General features: G+C 75.5%; 1 pseudogene. It reads right to left on the reverse strand.

The window, feature by feature from the left end:
• Nucleotides 1-490: pseudogene (locus ABD844_RS06015) on the reverse strand (glucose-6-phosphate isomerase); the annotation flags it as partial.

Raw genomic sequence — 490 nt, forward strand, 5'->3', positions numbered from 1 at the left:
GCCTCGCCGAACACCGACAGCGCCGAGTAGCGCCCGCCCACGTCGGGCGCGGCGAGCACGAGGCGGTAACCGCCGTCGACGGCCAGCCGCTCCAGCGGCGAGCCGGGATCGGTGACGATCACGATGCGGTCCGCGGGCGCCAGACCCGCTTCCGTGTAGGCCCGCTCGAAGATGCGCAGGTGGCAGTCGGTCTCCACGGTCGTGCCGCTCTTGCCGGCCACGACCACGACCGTGGACTCCAGCCCGCCCGCCAGAGCCCGGCGGACCTGCTCGGGGTCGGTCGTGTCGAGCACGGTCAGCGGCACGTCGGCGGTGTTGCAGATGACCTCCGCCGCCAGCGACGAGCCGCCCATCCCGGCCAGGACCACGTTCGTCAGGCCCTCGGCGCGGGCCCACCCGGCGAGCCCGCCCAGCACGGGCAGCAGCTCGCGGGAGGAGCGGGGCAGCGCCAGCCAGCCGAGCCTGGCAGCCGCCTCCGCCTCGGCGTCCT

Source organism: Nonomuraea antimicrobica (assembly GCF_039536965.1).
Lineage (GTDB): Bacteria > Actinomycetota > Actinomycetes > Streptosporangiales > Streptosporangiaceae > Nonomuraea > Nonomuraea antimicrobica.